Raw genomic sequence first — 14,695 nt, forward strand, 5'->3', positions numbered from 1 at the left:
GCGTGTTGTCGCCAGGCCCTCATGCCTTGCCTTGCCGCTGGGCCAGGCCGCTCAGCAGGGCCACCATGTCACGGGCGACCTTGGGCCAGTTCAATTGCTCCTGCACGAAGCGGCGGCCCCCGTTGCCCACGCGCCGCCGCAGGGACTCGTCGCCCAACAAGGCGCGCAGGCGTTGCGCGATGGCTGCCGGCGTGGGCTCCGTGCATTGCACGAGGTGCTCGCCATCGACCAAGGTGGCATTGCCCAGCAGATCGAGCGGCGTGTTGACCACCGTCGGAACGGCGAGCAGCATGGCCTCGATCGTGGCCGTGCCCATACCGACGTAACGCCCGGTGAGCGAGGAGAACAGCAGGTCGGCCGCCTTCATGTGTGCCAGCACGTCGGCGTGCGGCTGCTCTCCGAGGAACTCGACGCGCTCGCCCAGGCCCAGGCTGGCCGCCAGACGCGGTGCCTCGTCGTAGTAGACGTGGCCCACGATGCGCAGCTTCAGCGTGGGGTAGTCGGGGGCCAGCTCGGCGAAGGCCTTGACCAGCGGCACGAAGCTGCGCTGCTCGCTAACCGCGCCCACTCCCAGGATCAGCCCCCGGAATGCGTGGTCGTTGGAGTGCTGGGCCAGTGCTTCGCCGTCCCCGGCCACACCGTAGTTGACGAGGTGGGTCTTGCGCAGCACGCGCTCGCCCTGCACGTCTGACAGGTACTGGCGGATCTGTGTGTCCCAGGCCACCACCGCGTCGCAAAACGGAAAGACGCCCAAGCCACAGATGAGCCGGTCCAGCCGGTTGAGCAGGCGGTCGCGGCGTGGGTTGAGCGACTGCAGCTGCGTGCCGACCGAGCAGACCAGTGGCGCGCGCGCTCGCCAGGCCGCGAAGGCGGCGGGAAACGCGATATCCAGGTAGTGGTTGACCAGCAGCACGGCATCGGCCCGGAAGCGGCGGGCGATGCGCGCCAGCCGCCACCAGTTGAGCGGGTTGATGGCGCATAGCTGGTAGTGCTTGAAGAAGCCGGCCAGCGGCAGGCGCCAGGCCTGCAGACGGTGCACCGAGAGTCCGTCTTCAAACGCATGCGACAACGAGGCACCGAGCGTCACGATCTCCACGGCGTGGCCCTGGCGCTGCAGTTCGGCGGCCAGGTTCTGGGTGTAGAACGCAGTGCCCGTGCGCATCGGTGGATACATGCCGCCCACCAGGAGGATCCTCATGCCGAGGGCCTTTCTCGTGCGGGCACTCCGGCGACAACGGTGCCGGGCGGCACATCGCGCACCACCGCACTGCCCAGGCCCACCAGCGCGCCCTCGCCGATGCGGATGTCTTCGCGCACGTTGCAGCCGCAGCCCAGGTAGGCGGCCCGCCCCACCTGCACCCGACCCGAAAGGTTGACGCCACTGGCCAGGATGCCGAAGTCGTCGACGCGCACGTCGTGGTTGAGCACACAGTTGGCCAACACGGTGACGTGGCGGCCCAGACGTACCCGCGCCAGCAACACCACGTTGGGGTACACGATGCAGCCTTCCCCGAGATCGGCGCTGCTGGCCACGACGGCGCGTGGGTGCACCAGGCTGGCGAAGGGCAGTCCGGCCAGGCCCTTGGCCTGCAACAAGGCCTCGCGGCGCGCGTTGCTGCGAGGGCTTCCCAGGCAGTCGACCAAGCGGCCATTGCCCAGCAGCCGCGGTGCGTCGCTCAGGCCACCGAGCACCGGCACGCCAAACTGCAGCGAGCCGGGCGCCAGAGCGTCGTCGAGCAGGCCGAGCACGCGGTAGCGCGGGGCCTCGCGGTTGATGTCGTCGACGATGGCGAGCACGTCGGCGCTGGTGCCGCCGCCGCCCACCAGCACGAGCTCGATCAGGGGTTCAGATGGCATTGCTGCGGTACCAGTCAGCCGTTCGGCGAATGCCTTCCTCCAGATCGACCTTGGCCTTGAAGCCCAGCAGATCAGCGGCTTTGCGGGTTTCGGGAATGCGCAGTTCGATGTCGGCCGACAGCGGTGGCTTGAACACGATCTCGGACCGCGAATTCAAGACGCGGCACACCGCTTCGGCGAGGCCGAAGATGGTGGTGACCGCGCGCGCATTGCCCACGTTGAAGGATTCGCCGATGGCCTTGGGATGCTCCAGCGCGAGCATCAGGGCGTCAACCATGTCGTCGACGAAGCACCAGGCCCGGATCTGCGAGCCGTCGCCATAGATGGAGATGGGCTCGTTGCGCAACGCCTTGCGGATGAAGATCTGGATGGCGCCTTCGCCGGTCTGACCCGGGCCATAGATGTTGAACGGACGCAGCGTGACCACGGGCATGCCGTGCTCTCGGAAGTAGGCGTGAGCCAGGTGCTCGCCGGCGAGCTTGCTGACGGCGTACACCCAGCGCGCCTCACCGGCCGAACCGGCGACGGCGTGGTTCTCTTCAGTCACGCGGTAGGCCATGCTACCGAAGACCTCTGACGTCGAGAACTCGATCACTCGGTCCTTCACGCCCGCTTCCTGCGCCGCGCGCAGCACGTTGGCGGTACCGATCATGTTCACTTCCATGGTCTTCACCGGCGACTTGATCACGGTGTCGATGCCAGCGATGGCGGCCGCGTGCACCACGATGTCGGCACCCGTGAACACCCGCTTCACCGCTGTGGAGTCGAGGATGTCGCCCTGCACCAGCGACACATTGGGGTGCAGGGCGCCGCCGGTGTGCTGGATGGTGTTGCGCGCCAGGTTGTCGAACAGCGTGACGCGGTTGTGGTCGGCGAGGCGGCCGGCCAGGGTGGAGCCGATGAAACCGGCACCGCCGGTGATGACGATGTGTTTTCCCTCAATGGCCATGGGAGTCTTTCTAGTGCGAGCGTTGGCGGGCCAGGGCCCGCAGGACTTGTGAAGCTTGGTATCGGTCGGCGGCGTCAGTGCCCAGCGCCACGGCCAAGCCCAGGCACAAGCACCACAGGGCGGCTTTGGCGACTAGCGTGGCCGGGTCCCACAGGGTGGGGTTTGTTGGCCAGGTCATGCCGATCAGCACCAACGCCACGACCAATGTCAGCGTGAAGGCGATTCGGGGCGCCCGGTAAGGCACCGTGAACCAAGGGCGACCCAAGGCCAGGTAGCCCGCAAAAACGCAGGCGGGCGCGATCGTAGCAGCGAGGGCCGCGCCCAACAGGCCGAACCAGCGCGTGAGCAGCAGCGCGGCGAACAGGTTGAGCATCGCGCCCGCCACATTCAACAAGGCCACCCGGCCGGTGCGCTCCCCCAGGAACAGGCCAGGCGCGAAGACGTACAGCGTCGAGAACATGGCGCCCAGCGTGAGCAGCGGCAAGACCGCGCTGCCGCCATGAAAGGCCGGGCCGGTTAGCGTGCCCATGATCGGTGCCGACAACAGGGCGATGGCGCCCACGAGCGCGACCATCGCCACCAGGTACCAGCGGCAGATGCGCCCGAGCGTGGCAGCCGTGCCGGGCTCGCGCCAGTGGCGAAACACCAAGGGAGACAGCGCGGCCTGCAAGCCCACGGCCAGGATCGACACCACGGACGCGAAGCGGGCCGTGACCCCATAGACCCCGAGCGCCTCCAGCCCCAGCAGTTCGCGCACCACGATGCGGTCGATGAACAGGTTGCCGAACACCGCCGCGCCCGACAGCACCAGGGGCAGTGAATAGCGCAGCATGGTTTGCAAGCGCTGAGCATCGAACACCCGCTCCAGCAGACCGCTGGCGCGTGAGAGGGAAACCACCATGCCCAGCAGTGCGCCCGCCAGCTGTCCCCAGAAGACGCCGGCCACGCCGACCTCCTGGACCGCAACGAGCCAGATGCCCACGCCGGCACTGCCCAGCGCGTACGCGAGGCTGGCCACCACGTACGACCCTGGACGCAGTTGCCAACGCAGCAGGTCCTGCACGATGACGAATACGCCGTTGATTGCGATAGCCGCTGCAGCCAGTGCAAGCGTCTTGGGTGGGGCCTGCCCCGCGAGCAGCCAGTGGGCTAGCCCGTCGGAAAATGCCCATACGGCCAGGGCGAAGGCCGCATACGCGAGCGCGGCGAAACCGACGGCGGTGCTGGCGTAGGCGCGCCGGGCGCGCTCGTCCGGGGCGTCGGCGATGTAGCGTGCCATGCCTTGCGAAATCTCCAGCGCGACGGTCAGGTTCACCAGAGCACCCGCGATGGCCACGGTTTCCACCACCCCGTAGTCGCCGGAACCCAGTGCTCGCGAATACACGGGGATCAGAAAGATCTGAAGTCCCCGGACAAGCAAGGTCGATAGTCCGTAGAGCAGGGTGTCTCGGCCGAGTCGCTGCAGGCCCATCGTGGTCCGTTCAGGGTTCATCTTGCGATGCGAACGCGAGAACACGGCGCTTGAGTTCGACTGCTGCGTCGATACCCAGGGCCGAGTCGCCAAACCGCCTCAGGTATTGTTGCAGCACCTTCCGCAAGCTTTGTTCGTCTATTCCCATCCCGAGAAAGTACCGGTTCTGTTCGGGGTGGTACATCCATTCGGACGGCACGGGCTCTCCTGAAGCAAGTCGGAGATACCGACTTGCAACTGATCGTGGAGACCAGTTCTTTTCCACGAACTCTTTTGCTTGCGTGCCCAGCTCTTCCCGGTGAGCGCCATCGACGGCAAGGGCGCGAATCGCTTCCTCCAGTCGTTCTGGATGGCAATACAGGCTGGGCGGCCTCATGTAGGGTGCGAGGTCAGTTTCGTGGTAGGCACTGTAGTAGCCGCATACCACAGCAGGTTTTCCTGCGAGGGCAGCCTCCGCAGCAAATCCGGCCATTGGCGAGTCTGAGTAGACCTGGTCCACGACAAAGTCGCACGCCGCGATAGCCTGTCTCACTTCCATGTGTGGGCGATTGCTGATCTCGGTGTATTCGAGATCGATGCCGGCTCGCTGCAATCGCTGGATTGCCGCGCGAATCTCGGCTGTTCCCTTGCCTATGTGGAAGGAGGGGCTATGCAGGACTCGAACAACCGACGCGCGCGCGCGGGGTTCGCTGGGTTCATCAAGCGAAACAGCGTCAACGGGAATCCCAACGGCCAAGCCAATGACGTACGGTTTTGTGAGAAGTTGCGCCTGTGGCGGGGCGTTGATGATCACATTGGCATAGCGTTCGATTCGACGCACCGTGTCCAATCGTTCTTCGTTGACTCGATGGTAGACGGAGATGTCACTATCAGTAGGAAACGCAACTGAGGAGTGGTGCCCAGACATGCGGGACGTTCCTTGACAGAATCCGTCCATCCACGCGGGGCGCGAATCGGTCCCGTGAAACGTGTACACGATGCGCCGACCCAATAAGCGCATGAGGCGCAACTCGTGAAACCGAAAGAACGAAGATCCGCCGCCCATCAAAAACACATCGAAGCGGATCAAGGCCCAGATCAAAAATATTGCCCGGCTCAGCGTGACCAACGACAGCCAGAAGAGGCGGCGCAGTGACGATGCGTCAAGCGCTGCAATGCGCTGCTTGACGCACCATTGCGCGAAGCGCGGGACCCAGTGGTGGCTGGAGGATCCATAGCCGAATCTATGATCCTGAAGCGGGAAGAACTCCGCCTCTGCACCCAAATCCAAGAGTCCCCTTTGCAAGCGGGCGTAGTAGCCGGATACCTCAGTTAGTCCGATGAAAATTCGCATTGCGTGGGCGACTCAATCACGCTTCCAGCGAGCGATGCCAAACCCTCGGGCGCCGAACGCGTTGCCGTTGACCAGCATCCAGCGTTGCCCGCCGAGCTCAAACACTGCGGGATAGCAGAGCATTTCGTTTCCGAAGTCGGGCAAGTCCCTGACGCCACTCGCGGCATCGTTGCGGTGCCAGTGCAGGCCGTCTGCGGATTCTGCGTAACCGATTCGGTAGCGGCCGATGCTGCTGTGAACGAAGGAGAACCACATGCCTAGGACGCCCTTGCGAACTTCCAATACAGAAGACCGAGCCGTATTCGTTTCGCCCTCTCGCAGGTCTATCGCAACATGCCCTTTTCGTTCCCAATCGAGCGCGCTAGATCCTTCTGCTGATTTGATGTGGTAGCGTGACTGCAGTCGGCCGTCACCATCTCGGAACCACCCGATGCCCGAGACGTAGGTCATCAACCAGTGCCCGTTGAATCGAACTATGTTGGGCGAGGTCACCATGCAAGGATCGCAACTGCTGCGGCTCAGCAATGGCGCTTCACTAAGTCGATGGAATGCCTCGCCATCCGGGCTACTCGCGACGCCGATGGAAGCGTAGAACATCGGCGATTCGAATGCCTTGTTCCAGCCGATGAAATACATCAACCACCGGTCGCCATCACGGACGACGCAAGAAGGGAAGACGCCGTGTTCGTCGAAGTACCCCAAAGGGCCCGGAGACATGACTGGGTGCTCGCCTACGCGAGCGAGGGTCACGGTGTCGTCCTCGAGTTGAAGGTCGACGAATCCTATGCTCGAGTACTGGCGCTCGTCACGAGAGGCGAAGAACACACGCACCGTCCTGTCGTCGACCACCATTGGCGTCGGCAACTGTGCGTGGCTATACATCCAGGGTTGACCAAACGAGTCAAGAGCCAGGAAGCGTTTGAACTCCCACATGGCGCTAGATCCTTACGACTATCGTCCACTCATACAGCGGGTAGTCGTGCAGCAACGACACCTTTCGCGAGTAATTGCGCTTGCAGTGGTCGAACCAGAACAAAGGGTCACCATAGAACAGGTGAGGCTCTTGCCAGTCAACATAGGTCGACAACAGATTGAACGCGAAACCCTTGCGCGACTGACGATGCATTTCATCGAGCTTGGCCAGGATGAACCGTTTCCACTCTTCCTCGCTGGCTTCAAAGCGCACGTTGAACGTGCCCGAAACGAACGTGTAGTCGGCCTCGGTCTCGACGGTGGCACTCTGGCGCAAGTCCAGTTCGCCTTGGAACCCGGCGAGTCGTGCCCGCGCGGTGTCCAGCATCTTCTCGCTGAGGTCGTAGCCGTGATAGGCGCTGACCCTCATGCCGCGCTCCAGCAGGTGGTCGAGGTGCGCGCCGTAGCCGCAGCCATAGTCATTCACGCTGAATGGCGCGGCGTCTGCCTCGACGACCGAGGTCAGTTTTTCGAAGCGCAGGCGCTGGGACTCGGGCGTGTTCCAGCCCACTGCCGTGGACACCGGGCCATTGCGCTCCAGGTTGTCGCTGTAGAGCGCACTGATGCGCGAGAGGGGTTTGGAAAGGTCCACTCAGAACTCCAGTTGGTCGCTGGTTTTGGGAAAGGCCTTGGTTGCACTGGGCACGAATACCTCGCGTTCGCGCGTATCGCGCGCGACGACGGCGCCGGCACCGATCAGGTTCTCGGGGCCGATGCTCAGGCTGTCATGCAGTGTCGAGTTGACACCCAGAAAACAGTTGTCGCCGATCCTGCAGGAGCCCGACACCACGACGTGTGACGAGATGAAGCAGTGATTGCCGATGCTCGAGTGGTGCCCGATGTGGTTGCCGCTCCAGAGGATCGTGTTGTTGCCGATGTGCACATGAGGCTGGATCACGTTGTTCTCGAAGATGAACACGTTCTCGCCAAATCGGTTGCTGCTCCAGGTCTTGACGTTGGGCGCGATGAACGACGCGAAGGAATAACCGCGGCCCTTCAGTTCCTCGTAGGTGGATTGCCGGAACTTGTTCATCTTGCGGTAGCCGATGGCAACGAAGACATCGACCTCACCCGGTGGGTGGTGCCGCTCGAGGTCCTCGATCGTCACGATGGGCAAGCCGCAGTACTCGTCGCGGTCCTTGTACTGCGCATGGCATGCGAAGGCGCGCACGCGGTAGTCGGTGTATTCGTGAAAATAGTCGCGCACCACTTCCGCGAACAAAGCGGTGCCCACGACGACCATGTCTTTCATTTGGTCTCCTGGTTCGCCGTGGCACAAGCCAGGGCAGAAAACGGCAAAACATAAAAGCCGGGGTACTCGCGCAGCAGGGTGTCGCGCGTGGTGGCCAGCAGATCTGCCGAACGCAGCCGGGTGAAGTAGTGGTAGCGGATGTCCCGGGTACCCCACTTCTTCTTGAAGGCGTACACACCATCCTGCGTCAGCCAGGTGCCGCCCCAGTTCCACTGGCGATAGCCGCACGCCATGGCGTCGACCATGGCGTCGTGGATGAGCAGTGGCAGGGCTTGAGAGGAACGGTGCTTCTCGACCACGCAGGGCGTGAAGTACTCCACTGTCTGGTTGCCGTAGAGGAGCAGGAGGGCCGCGACGCGCTCGCCGTCCTGTTCAGCCAGATAGATCGTCCATGCGTCACGGGGCAGGCTCGTGGCGAGCCGCTGAAAGAAGTCGAGCCGCTTTGGCAGACCATTGATCGAGCGGATGTTCTGGTCGTGGGTGGCGTGCAGGAACGCAATCGCGTCATCCGACTGCGATCGCGAGACCTTCAGACCGCTGCGCTGGGCCTTGCGAATGTTGCGCGGGCGCGGGTCGTCGAACAGGGCCATGAGGCTCACCGCCTGCCGGTCTTGTGGGAAGACGGTGAACTGCCCAATGCGCTCGTCGCGCAGGTCATGCGGCAGATTCGCTTCGTACAGCGTGTGGTCCTCGACGAGCGGGTTGGTGATCAAGGTTGACGCCACGGCGCCAATCCGCTCGCCGAAGGCATCAAAAGCGCGTACCACGGCAAGCCAGGCCTGCTGATCGCCATCGGGCACGATGGCGCCACCGTTGCTGCCGTAGAAGGCCAGTGAGTTGATCACCGGACCGAGCGCGCCCCGCTTGACCAGCAAAGGCAACGCCGCACGCAGACCGGATGCGTCCTGGGCAGTCAGCCAGTGGGGGTGCGACTGCGTTTCGGCGGCGACCAGGCCGATGTAGGCCGGGCTGGCATAGATCAGCGTGCGTGGATCGCTATAGACAAAGGCTTCGATGGCATCGTTGCCCGGGCCGTCGATGACGTGAGTGGTGAGGCCGCTCATGGCAGGGTCGTGGCAAGCCACTGTTCAACGTTGAGCAGCGACCAGATCAGCAGGCGGCGGTTCTGGCGCCCCTCGAGATGGTCGTTGACGAGAGATGTAACCGTCTCGCGGTCGAGCAGCTCGTACAGCGGAGAGTGCCTGTCCAGCAGCTTGCGGCGGACGAAGTCAATGCTTTCGCCCTTGAACCAACTGGCGTCAGGCGACGAAAAGCCTTGTTTCTCGGCCTGCGCGATGCTGGCGGGGATGTGCCGTGCCATCACGTCGCGCAGGATCTGCTTGCCGTCGCGGGTTTTCTCGAAGTACTTGACCGCCTTGCCGCCGGGCTCGTTCTCATTGATCCGTACCACCTCTGCCAGGTTGTTGAGCTTGAGGTTGACCGGGCACTGCATGGCGAACTCGACCAGGTCGTTGTCCATGAAGGGCACGCGGGCCTCCAGCCCGTGCGCCATGCTGAGCTTGTCCTCCACCACAAACAGGCCGTGCAGGAAGGTTTTGGCTTCGAAATAGAGCGAGTGGTTGATGTAGTCCTCGGGCCTGTCGAGCTCGTTGTCGTGCGTCAAGAAGACGTCGCGGAAGATGTCGCGCGTCCAGACGTGCTTCACGTCGCCCCAGATTGGCGCGAATACCTTGGAGAGAACCGTGTTGGGAATGAGCCGATGCCAGAACACGTAGTACTGGTCGATGTAGTGCTCGAAGTCCTGATTGACCACGGCACGGTAGTAGCGCCAGGGGTAGCCACCGAAGAGCTCGTCACCCCCTCCGCCGGACAGCACGACCTTTACAAACTTGCTGGCGAGTTGCGCGGCGTAGTAGTTGGGATAGCTCTGGCCCACGCGGGGCTCTTCCAGGTGCCAGGCCAACCGGGGCAGGCAGCGTTCCATGTCGCCAGCCTTGAGCACCATCTCGTAGTGCTCGGTCTTGAAGCGCGCCGACATGGCCTCTGCCTTGACGCGCTCGTCGAACGCCAGTTCGATGCCCGAGGCCGAGCTCAGGTCGAAGCCGCAAGTGAACGTCTTGAGGTTGGCGAAGGATTGGGCGGCGACCGCGGTGATTGAGCCGCTGTCCATGCCGCCCGACAGGTAGGCGCCAAGCTCGACGTCGCTCACGAGCTGCCGGTTGACGGCTTGGCGGAACAGGCGGTCGAGCTCTTCCAGGTACTCCTCGCGACTGGCGGGCTGGTCCGGTTCGCGGAAGCGGTAGTCCCAGTAGCGCGTGCGGACCAATGCCGCGTTGGGCTGACGCAGGTCCAGCGTGGCGTAGTGGCCTGCAGGCAGCAACTGCACATCCTGCAGCAAGGTGCGGTCGGTGAAGATGTTCTGGAACGTGAGGTATTCCAGCAGCGCAGCCTTGTCCAGTTGCCGCTGGAACGCGGGATGGGCCAGGATCGCCTTCTGTTCCGATGCGAACAGCAGCCGCCCGTTTTGCTGAGCCACGTATAAAGGCTTGATGCCGTAGCGGTCGCGGGCCAGCAGCAGGCGGTGCTCCTTGCGGTCCCACAAGGCCAGCGCGAACATCCCGTTGAGTCGCCCCAGGGCCTCGGTTCCCCAATATGCCAGGGCATGCAGCAGCACTTCGGTGTCGGATTGCGAGCGAAACCAGTAGCCAGCCGCCTGCAATTCGGCCCGCAACTCGCGGAAGTTGTAGATCTCGCCGTTATAGGTGATGACGTAGCGGTGGTCGGCGCTGATCATTGGCTGATGTCCACCAGGCGAGAGGTCGATGATGGCCAGGCGCCGGTGGCCGAAGCCCACCGGGCCTTCGATCCAATGCCCCTCGCCGTCAGGACCACGATGGGCGATGGCATCGGTCATCCGCTGCAGGATGACCGGCGACACCGCGTCGCCCGAAAGATCGATCAGTCCAGCGATGCCGCACATCAGGGGTTCGAGGCCAGAACCTGGTCGATCACATAGGCCTGTTCGGCCTCGCTCATGCCATGGAACAGCGGCAGCGAGATGCTGCAGTCGTTGGCGGCCCACGCATTGGGGAAGTCGGCCGACGACAACTGGTACTTCTCGCGATAGAACTGCAGCATGTGCACCGCATGCGTGGCTGGACGCGTGGAGATGCCGGCTTTCAACAGGTGGTCCATCCATTCATTTCGGCGTGCATTGACTCGGGGAATGGATTCGCGAGTGACCGGTTCGGGCTGGAACAGGCACGGGTAGCTCTGGTATCCGTGGGTCATTCTGTCGAGGTGGGCGGGCGTGCGCAGCCAGGACAGGCCCGAGAACGCCTCGTCGTAGACGCGCGCCAGGCGTTGGCGCTCGGCCACGATGGCCGCCGCACGGTCCATCTGAGCCGCGCCCAGGGCCGCCTGAATGTCGGTCATGCGCTGGTTGTAGCCGGCGTCTGGGTGGTCGGCTAGCAAGTAAGGGCGCGGGCCCAGGTGGCGCTGGAGGTCGCTCATGGCGGCTCCGTGGTCGCGCAATCGGCGCAACTTGACGGCCAACTCGTCGTCGTCGGTGGTGACCATGCCTCCTTCGCCGGTGGTGATGGCCTTGCGGGGGTGGAAGCTGAAAGACGCGGCCTGGCCAAAGGTGCCCACGTGGCGATCGCCGATGCGGCTGCCGAAGCCGCAGGCGGCGTCTTCCAGCACCCACAGCTTGTGCGCGCGTGCCAGGCGGTTCACTCCGTCCATGTCTGCCGGCAGGCCGAACAGGTGCACCGGCAGGATGGCGCGCGTGCGCGGTGTGATCTTGGCTTCGAGGTCGACCAGGTCCAGGTTGAAGGTGCTGAGGTCGATGTCGCAGAACACCACTTTGCCGCCAAGGTGCTCAACCACGTTGGCCGTGGCGATCCATGTGAACGCCGGAACGATGGCTTCGTCGCCTGGGCCGAAACCCAGGGCCGCCAGCGCCAGGTGAAGGCCTGTGGTGCAGGAGGTGACGGCGATCGAATGCTTGGCGCCGGTAAAAGCGCTCCATTTCTCCTCGAACTCGCGCACCTTGGGACCTTGCACGAGCCAACCGCTGCGCAGTGGCCCGAGCACGCTCTGGATTTCTTCCTCGGTCAATTGGGTGCGCGCGATGGGCACCTGCATGGCAGCAGTGGTGGTGTTCATGGTTTCCTCGTTGAGATCAGGCGCTCAGCCCGACGGCGACACGGCGAGCCGCGACTTCGGCCTTGTGGGCGGCGCGCCACTCGATCAGCCGGCGCAGGCCTTCTTGCAACCCGATGCGGGCGGTGAACCCGATCTCACGCGTCGCCTTCACGGGCGAGCCGATGCGGTTGCGCACAAGCGTTGCCTGGCTGCGGGGCGCGTAGCGGATGGGTTGCTTGCACCCGGTCAATTCGATCAGCATCTCGGCCAGTTCCTTGAGAGAGGTGCGCTGGCCCGTGCCCACGTTGTAGAAGCTATCGACCGCATCGGCCTTCATGGCACACAGATTGGCCAGCCCGCAGTCCTCGACCGCTACGAAATCGAAGGCCTCGGAGCCGTCGCCCATGATGGTCGGACTTTCGCCCTTGTCGATAGCATCGAGCATCTTCATGATCACGGCGATGTAGGCGCCGTGATAGTCCTGGCGCGGGCCATAGACGTTCATGTAGCGCAGGCCCACGTAGTTCAGGCCATATCGATGGTGGAACGAGCGCATCATGGCCTCGCCCGCGATCTTGGTGGCGCCGTAGAAGTTCTGGTTGTTGAAGGGGTGGTCTTCGGTCATGGGCTCTTCGATGGCATCGCCGTAGACCGAGGCCGAAGACGACCACACCAGACGCTTGATACCCTTGGCCACGCAGGCCTCCATCACGTTGAAGGTGCCTCGCACATTCACGTCGAAAGCCGTGCGCGGGTACTCGTGGCACTGCAGCAGCCAAAGCGCTGCGAGGTGGAATACCCCATCAGCATTCTCGAACGCCGATTGCAGGATGTCGGTCTGCATGATGTCGCCGCCAGCTTCGTAGATGCGAACGCGGGGATCCTTGAGGGCCTCGGCGAGGTTCTCCGCGCGGCCACGGACGAAGTTGTCGTAGATCACGACCTCTTTCACATCCTCGCGAAGCAAGTGGTCGACCGTGTGGGAGCCGATCAGGCCGGCGCCGCCGACCACTACGAATTTTTTGCCTTTGATGTCCATGGCTGGTTTCTTCGAGTTCAGGGTTGTGTAGATGCGCAGGCATCCTGAAGGGCTTCGATCACGCGGTCCTGCACCGATTCGCTCAGATCGGCGGACATGGGCAGGCTCATGACCCGTTCCGCCGCGAAATCGCTGACGGGCGTGGGATGGGGCGGGCAAAGCTCGGTATACGCGGGCTGACGGTTCAGCGGCATCGGATAGTGCACGGCCGTGGGCACGCCGCGTTGCTCCAGGTCGGTTTGCAGCGCCGCACGCTGTTCCACAAACACGGTGTATTGCGCCCACACGCAGGTGCGATCGATGGGGCGGTCGAGCAGCCGGATGGGTAGACCGCTGGCGCGCAGCACCTTCCCCCAGCGCTCGCCCAGGGCGATGCGCCGTTCGACCTCCCAATCGAATCGATCGAGTTTGGCCAAGACGATGGCGCACTGCAGCGTGTCCATGCGGCCCCCCACGCCAATGCGGGTGTGCACGTACCGCCCGGATTGGCCATGCACGCGGATTTCACGCAGGGCCTGGGCCAGGCCGTCGTCGTTGGTGAAGAGGGCGCCTCCGTCTCCGTAGCAGCCCAGCGGTTTGCTGGGGAAGAAACTGGTGCAGCCGAGCGTAGACAGGTTGCCGCTCTGGCGGCCCTGGTAGGTCGCGCCGAAGCTTTGTGCGGCATCTTCGATCACGGGAATGCCGCCATGTCGCGCAGCCACCGTGTTGATGGCATCCATATCCGCGGTCTGCCCATAGAGGCTCACGGGCATGATGGCCTTGGTACGGCTGGTGATGCGGGCTTCGATCTGCGTCGCATCGATGTTGCAGGTGCCAGGCTCGATGTCCACGAACACCGGGGTGGCGCCCGCCAGCACGATCATCTCGGCCGTCGCGGCGAAGGTGAACGGGGTGGTGATGACTTCGTCGCCGCGTCCGATTCCCAGGGCCATCAGGCTCATCAGCAACGCTTCGGTGCCGCTGGAAACGGTGATGCAGTGTCGCGCGCCCGTGCGGGCGGCCAGCCGCTCCTCCAGTTCCCGCACTTCCGGTCCCATGATGTACTGGCCATGCTCCAGCACGGCATTGATGCGCGCCTGGATCTGCGGTTGCAGGGCGCGGTACTGGCTCTTGAGGTCGATGAAAGGAATGTTCATGGCGAGGGCTCTCGGGACATTTGCCGTCCATTGAGGCGGTAGTGCGAGCCGGTGTGCGGACAGGTGAAGCTGCCATTGCCGTCCAGGGGCAATGGGATCTGTTCGCCATGTTCGCTCATCCAACCCTTTTGGCGCGCAGGAACGCCAACCATCAAGGCGTAGGCAGGCACATCGCGCGTCACGACGGCACCCGCACCCACGAAGGCGAACTCGCCGATCGTGACCCCGCACACCACGGTGCAGTTGGCGCCGAGCGTCGCACCGCGGCGGACCAGCGTGTTGCGGAACTCGCTCTTGCGTTCCACGAGCGCTCGCGGGTTGTGCACGTTGGTGAACACCATGCTGGGACCGCAGAACACTCCTTCTTCCAGGGTGACATTGTCGTAAATGCTCACATTGTTCTGAATCTTGCAGCGGTCACCGATCTCGACCTTGTTGCCCACGAACACGTTCTGGCCCAGCGAGACGCCCTTGCCAATGTGTGCGCCCGCGCACACGTGTACGAAGTGCCAGACGCGCGAGCCCTCTCCGATCGTTGCGCCTTCGTCGACGATCGCGCTCGGGTGAATGCTCACGTCC

14 protein-coding genes are annotated in these 14,695 nt (G+C 63.6%); all 14 read right to left on the reverse strand.

All coding sequences use genetic code 11. The features are described from left to right. Nucleotides 1–19: 19 nt before the first annotated feature. Genes GTO19_RS02300 through GTO19_RS02365 form a run of 14 tightly spaced genes read right to left on the reverse strand, consistent with a single transcriptional unit; the run spans nt 20 to nt 14,691 of the window. Nucleotides 20–1,198 carry a glycosyltransferase family 4 protein gene (locus tag GTO19_RS02300; protein ID WP_291018008.1) on the reverse strand — a complete coding sequence of 393 codons (1,179 nt, stop codon included), beginning with the start codon at nt 1,196–1,198 and terminating at the stop codon, nt 20–22. Further along, nucleotides 1,195–1,857 (reverse strand): NeuD/PglB/VioB family sugar acetyltransferase, encoded by a 663-nt coding sequence (locus tag GTO19_RS02305; RefSeq protein ID WP_291018011.1) that lies wholly within the window; start codon nt 1,855–1,857, stop codon nt 1,195–1,197. Before GTO19_RS02305 ends, GTO19_RS02300 begins: the two co-directional genes overlap by 4 nt. Beyond that, nucleotides 1,847–2,806, reverse strand: coding sequence for an NAD(P)-dependent oxidoreductase (locus tag GTO19_RS02310; RefSeq protein WP_291018013.1), 960 nt, complete (start codon nt 2,804–2,806; stop codon nt 1,847–1,849). The genes GTO19_RS02305 and GTO19_RS02310 overlap by 11 nt, the downstream gene beginning before the upstream one ends. A gap of 10 nt (nt 2,807–2,816) precedes the next feature. Then, nucleotides 2,817–4,298, reverse strand: coding sequence for a lipopolysaccharide biosynthesis protein (locus GTO19_RS02315; protein WP_291018015.1), 1,482 nt, complete (start codon nt 4,296–4,298; stop codon nt 2,817–2,819). Continuing rightward, nucleotides 4,288–5,610: a hypothetical protein gene (locus tag GTO19_RS02320; RefSeq protein WP_291018017.1), complete on the reverse strand. Its 1,323-nt coding sequence runs from the start codon at nt 5,608–5,610 to the stop codon at nt 4,288–4,290. Before GTO19_RS02320 ends, GTO19_RS02315 begins: the two co-directional genes overlap by 11 nt. A gap of 12 nt (nt 5,611–5,622) precedes the next feature. Beyond that, nucleotides 5,623–6,543 (reverse strand): hypothetical protein, encoded by a 921-nt coding sequence (locus GTO19_RS02325; protein ID WP_291018020.1) that lies wholly within the window; start codon nt 6,541–6,543, stop codon nt 5,623–5,625. A 4-nt stretch (nt 6,544–6,547) separates the two neighbouring features. Then, complete coding sequence (locus GTO19_RS02330; protein ID WP_291018023.1) at nt 6,548–7,174, reverse strand: class I SAM-dependent methyltransferase; 627 nt, start codon at nt 7,172–7,174, stop codon at nt 6,548–6,550. Continuing rightward, entirely contained in the window at nt 7,175–7,834 is a 660-nt protein-coding gene (locus GTO19_RS02335) for an acetyltransferase (RefSeq protein ID WP_291018025.1), read from the reverse strand. Then, nucleotides 7,831–8,898: a GNAT family N-acetyltransferase gene (locus GTO19_RS02340; protein ID WP_291018028.1), complete on the reverse strand. Its 1,068-nt coding sequence runs from the start codon at nt 8,896–8,898 to the stop codon at nt 7,831–7,833. The genes GTO19_RS02335 and GTO19_RS02340 overlap by 4 nt, the downstream gene beginning before the upstream one ends. Further along, nucleotides 8,895–10,775 carry an asparagine synthase (glutamine-hydrolyzing) gene (asnB, locus tag GTO19_RS02345; RefSeq protein ID WP_291018030.1) on the reverse strand — a complete coding sequence of 627 codons (1,881 nt, stop codon included), beginning with the start codon at nt 10,773–10,775 and terminating at the stop codon, nt 8,895–8,897. The genes GTO19_RS02340 and asnB overlap by 4 nt, the downstream gene beginning before the upstream one ends. Next, nucleotides 10,775–11,962 (reverse strand): DegT/DnrJ/EryC1/StrS aminotransferase family protein, encoded by a 1,188-nt coding sequence (locus tag GTO19_RS02350; protein WP_291018033.1) that lies wholly within the window; start codon nt 11,960–11,962, stop codon nt 10,775–10,777. Before GTO19_RS02350 ends, asnB begins: the two co-directional genes overlap by 1 nt. Nucleotides 11,963–11,978: 16 nt before the next feature. Then, nucleotides 11,979–12,980 (reverse strand): SDR family NAD(P)-dependent oxidoreductase, encoded by a 1,002-nt coding sequence (locus GTO19_RS02355; RefSeq protein WP_291018035.1) that lies wholly within the window; start codon nt 12,978–12,980, stop codon nt 11,979–11,981. Between the two features lie 17 nt (nt 12,981–12,997). After that, complete coding sequence (locus GTO19_RS02360; RefSeq protein WP_291018269.1) at nt 12,998–14,110, reverse strand: DegT/DnrJ/EryC1/StrS aminotransferase family protein; 1,113 nt, start codon at nt 14,108–14,110, stop codon at nt 12,998–13,000. A 2-nt stretch (nt 14,111–14,112) separates the two neighbouring features. Beyond that, complete coding sequence (locus GTO19_RS02365) at nt 14,113–14,691, reverse strand: acyltransferase (protein WP_291018272.1); 579 nt, start codon at nt 14,689–14,691, stop codon at nt 14,113–14,115. Between the last annotated feature and the right edge of the window lie 4 nt (nt 14,692–14,695).

Origin of the sequence: Hydrogenophaga sp. (assembly GCF_011772445.1) — a bacterium.
GTDB lineage: Bacteria > Pseudomonadota > Gammaproteobacteria > Burkholderiales > Burkholderiaceae_C > Hydrogenophaga.

Excerpts from the sequence above, each read along its gene's own strand:
- GTO19_RS02310 (WP_291018013.1), bottom strand. The coding sequence starts at position 2,806 with ATGGCCATTGAGGGAAAACACATCGTCATCACCGGCGGTGCCGGTTTC.
- GTO19_RS02335 (WP_291018025.1), bottom strand. The coding sequence starts at position 7,834 with ATGAAAGACATGGTCGTCGTGGGCACCGCTTTGTTCGCGGAAGTGGTG.
- asnB (WP_291018030.1), bottom strand. The coding sequence starts at position 10,775 with ATGTGCGGCATCGCTGGACTGATCGATCTTTCGGGCGACGCGGTGTCG.
- GTO19_RS02325 (WP_291018020.1), bottom strand. The coding sequence starts at position 6,543 with ATGTGGGAGTTCAAACGCTTCCTGGCTCTTGACTCGTTTGGTCAACCC.
- GTO19_RS02340 (WP_291018028.1), bottom strand. The coding sequence starts at position 8,898 with ATGAGCGGCCTCACCACTCACGTCATCGACGGCCCGGGCAACGATGCC.
- GTO19_RS02305 (WP_291018011.1), bottom strand. The coding sequence starts at position 1,857 with ATGCCATCTGAACCCCTGATCGAGCTCGTGCTGGTGGGCGGCGGCGGC.
- GTO19_RS02315 (WP_291018015.1), bottom strand. The coding sequence starts at position 4,298 with ATGAACCCTGAACGGACCACGATGGGCCTGCAGCGACTCGGCCGAGAC.
- GTO19_RS02300 (WP_291018008.1), bottom strand. The coding sequence starts at position 1,198 with ATGAGGATCCTCCTGGTGGGCGGCATGTATCCACCGATGCGCACGGGC.
- GTO19_RS02320 (WP_291018017.1), bottom strand. The coding sequence starts at position 5,610 with ATGCGAATTTTCATCGGACTAACTGAGGTATCCGGCTACTACGCCCGC.
- GTO19_RS02355 (WP_291018035.1), bottom strand. The coding sequence starts at position 12,980 with ATGGACATCAAAGGCAAAAAATTCGTAGTGGTCGGCGGCGCCGGCCTG.
- GTO19_RS02350 (WP_291018033.1), bottom strand. The coding sequence starts at position 11,962 with ATGAACACCACCACTGCTGCCATGCAGGTGCCCATCGCGCGCACCCAA.